Below are 3,442 nucleotides of genomic sequence, written 5' to 3' on the forward strand. Positions count from 1 at the left end.
GACTATCCTCTACTTCATTTTACCAGCTTATTAAAAAAAGCAACGCTTATGCGCTACTTTTAGTTGTTTTCATAGTTGGAAGAATGAGCATTTTATCATTTGAAATATCCTTCTCCACTTTGATCCATTTGTCTCGTATTCCCTACTTCCGTTTTCGCGCAATCAAATGGATTGGAGTTCCTTCAAAAACAAAGGCCTTGCGAATTTGGTTCTCCAAGAAACGGAGGTATGAGAAGTGCATCAGTTCTTCTTCGTTAACAAAGACCACAAAAGTTGGCGGCTTGGTTGCCACTTGTGTCGCATAGAAGATCTTGAGGCGTTTCCCTTTGTCGGTCGGTGTTGGGTTGATGGCAATGGCATCCATAATCACATCGTTCAAGACAGCTGATGGAATACGTGTGTTTTGACTTTCACTGATTTGCTTAATCATCTCAGGAAGTTTGTGGAGACGTTGCTTGGTCAAGGCTGATACAAAGATAATCGGTGCGTAAGGCAGGTATTGGAACTGCTCACGGATATCTTCTTCCCAATTTTTCATAGTATGGTTGTCTTTTTCAAGTGTATCCCACTTGTTGACCACGATAATCATCCCTTTACCAGCTTCATAGGCAAATCCTGCGATACGCTTGTCGTATTCACGAATGCCTTCTTCCGCATTGATGACCATTAAGACCACATCTGAACGGTCAATAGCACGCATGGCACGCATGACAGAGTATTTCTCGGTATTTTCATAAACCTTACCAGACTTACGCATACCAGCCGTATCAATCATGGTAAACTCTTGACCATCTGTATCTGTAAAGTGGGTATCAATAGCGTCACGAGTTGTTCCAGCAACTGGACTGGCAATGACACGGTCTTCTCCCAAGATAGCATTGATCAAGCTTGATTTTCCAACATTGGGACGACCAATCAAGCTAAACTTAATGACATCTGGATTTTCTTCTTCATATTCATTTGGAAGATTTTCTACGATGGCATCTAGCACATCCCCTGTACCGATACCATGGACAGATGAGATAGGCAGGGGTTCACCCAAACCGAGAGCATAGAAATCATAGATATCATTTCGCATCTCAGGGTTGTCCACCTTGTTAACCGCGAGGATAACTGGTTTGTGGGTCTTATAAAGCTTACGGGCTACGTATTCGTCCGCATCGGTAATTCCTTCCTTACCAGACACGACAAAGACGATAACATCTGCTTCTTCCATGGCAATTTCTGCCTGGTGCTTGATTTGTTCCATGAAAGGAGCATCGACATCATCGATTCCTCCTGTATCAATCATGCTAAAAGAGCGATTGAGCCACTCACCCGTTGCATAGATACGGTCACGTGTCACTCCTTCGACATCTTCTACAATGGAGATTCGCTCACCAGCGATCCGATTAAATAGGGTTGATTTCCCAACATTGGGACGTCCTACAATGGCAATAGTTGGTAGGGCCATAATTTCTCACTTTCTACAATAACTTCTTCTGTTCAAGATTTTTTCTAGTTGAGCTTGGTTCAGCTTGACCGAACTGTTCTGCTAGGCGCTGACTCCAGCTTGTGGTCGCACGCGCTCCAGCATAGTCGGCCTGTACACGATCATAAGCTTGGATTGCCTCAGTTGACTGTTCTTGGTATTCTTCCTCAAAGACAACATTCTCTAGTGGCAGTCTTGGTTTCACATCATGATTTTGATTTGGCACACCTAGTGCCATCCCAAAGACAGGATAGGTGTAGTCAGGCAGGTTAAAGAGCTCTGCCACTTCTGCTGACTTGTACCGCACCAAGCCAATAATGACACCACCATAGCCCAAGCTTTCAGCTACCAGCAGGGCATTTTGTCCAGCAAGAGCCGCATCGACTGAACTAATCAAGAGACCTTCTACACCTTGAGGTTGGAAAGTATCAGTATGAAGCTGGGCTCCCTTTTCTGCACGGTTCAAATCTCCGACAAAGAGAAGGAAAACAGCTGACTGGCGAATGGCTTCTTGAGGTACCAATTCATACAGAGCATCTTTCTTCTCTTGACTTCGTACCACAATCACAGAGTAGGATTGAAAATTCTTCCAAGACGAAGCCATTTGAGCCGCTGTCAGGATTTCAGTCAAGTCTTCCTGAGGAAGGGCTTGCTCCTTAAATCTGCGCACTGAAGTGTGAGCCTTCATTAATTTGATTGTTTCTGTCATCGACGGTTTACTCCTTCTAAACGAGTCTCCTCAGCCAAATAACGGATGCGCTCCATGACGCGTCTGGCTTCCCAGGTTTCGTCATTTCCATGTTTCCCTTTAGCGAAATGCTGTTCCAATTCTTCAAAGTTGAAGTTGGAGGTGAAAAAGGTCGGTAAATTTTCCTGCATCCGATATTGAAGAATGACTTGCAGGATTTCATCACGTACCCAAGCTGTTGATTGCTCGGCACCAATATCATCTAAAATCAGGACTTCAGACAGTTTTATCTCATCTACCAAAGTCTTGACATTACCATCACCGATAGCATTTTTGACATCAATGACAAAGCTAGGATAGTGGAGGAGAGTTGATGAAACACCACGTTTTTCTGATAAATCATGGGCTAAGGCAGCCACCATGAAACTTTTGCCCACACCAAAATCTCCATATAGGTAAAGACCTTTTCGAATAGCTGGATATTGCTCCACGAAGGCTAATAACTTTTCAAAAACTGGCAAACGACCCAAATCATCCAAGTCAACTTGAGCTAAACTAGCTTGCTTGAGACTGGCTGGCAGATTGATTAACTTGAGACGGTTCTTAATAGCCGCTTCTTTTTCAGCTGCGATTAGTTCGGGAGTTTCTTCATAAGAAACATCCGCATAGCCATGATTCATAACCAAAATAGGCTTGTAGCCTTTGGCAATATAATCCGTATCACCACGAAGAAACTTGTCTCTCTCGGTGATGTATTGATTAAACTTGGAGATACTGCGATTTAATTCCTCTGGAGTCAAGGATTCTTGCTGGATAAAGGCCGCAACATCAGGGTCCTTCATGATTTTCTGGACCAAATCTTGATAATGAAAACGGCTAGGTTGACGTTTGAGTACGTCTCCGACACTTTCCATCTAATCTCCTCCTTTTTCTAATCGAGCTAATAGTTCTTGTTTCTTACGTTCTAGTTCCAGACGAGTTTCCTCGCTGGTTTCATTCTTATAATCTGGATTGCTCCACTTGGGTACATTGGACTTGGTAGGACTCGGTTTACTAGTCTTTTGAGCCTGACTTTTCTGCCCTCGCTCACGAATGCGAAGAACTGCCTCTTCTGCCGAATGAATTTTTTGATAGGCATAGTCATTGGCTACCTTCATGGCATATTTCTCATTGATATTTGCCGAATCTACCTTGTTAAAGGTCAATAAGAGAATGATATTGATGACTTCGTCCAGCAAGCCCAAGCCAGCCATCTGTTGCCTGTCTCTTATACACATCTGACG

3 protein-coding genes and 1 pseudogene are annotated in these 3,442 nt (G+C 43.5%); all 4 read right to left on the minus strand.

Features of this window, described 5'->3' with window-relative positions:
* Positions 1–142: 142 nt before the first annotated feature.
* A complete protein-coding gene (gene der, locus QZ359_RS09025; protein ID WP_293965902.1) occupies positions 143–1,453 on the minus strand; it encodes a ribosome biogenesis GTPase Der in 1,311 nt (436 codons plus the stop codon).
* Between the two features lie 13 nt (positions 1,454–1,466).
* Positions 1,467–2,180 (minus strand): NADPH-dependent oxidoreductase, encoded by a 714-nt coding sequence (locus tag QZ359_RS09030; protein ID WP_293965903.1) that lies wholly within the window; start codon positions 2,178–2,180, stop codon positions 1,467–1,469.
* Positions 2,177–3,073: a primosomal protein DnaI gene (gene dnaI / locus QZ359_RS09035; RefSeq protein ID WP_000446508.1), complete on the minus strand. Its 897-nt coding sequence runs from the start codon at positions 3,071–3,073 to the stop codon at positions 2,177–2,179. Before dnaI ends, QZ359_RS09030 begins: the two co-directional genes overlap by 4 nt.
* Positions 3,074–3,442: pseudogene (locus tag QZ359_RS09040) on the minus strand (DNA helicase); the annotation flags it as partial.

The organism is Streptococcus sp., from assembly GCF_019414905.1.
In the GTDB taxonomy this organism is placed as follows: Bacteria; Bacillota; Bacilli; order Lactobacillales; family Streptococcaceae; genus Streptococcus.

Bases quoted from the DNA above. Each gene is read 5' to 3' on its own strand.
- der (WP_293965902.1), bottom strand. From the start codon at position 1,453: ATGGCCCTACCAACTATTGCCATTGTAGGACGTCCCAATGTTGGGAAA.
- dnaI (WP_000446508.1), bottom strand. From the start codon at position 3,073: ATGGAAAGTGTCGGAGACGTACTCAAACGTCAACCTAGCCGTTTTCAT.
- QZ359_RS09030 (WP_293965903.1), bottom strand. From the start codon at position 2,180: ATGACAGAAACAATCAAATTAATGAAGGCTCACACTTCAGTGCGCAGA.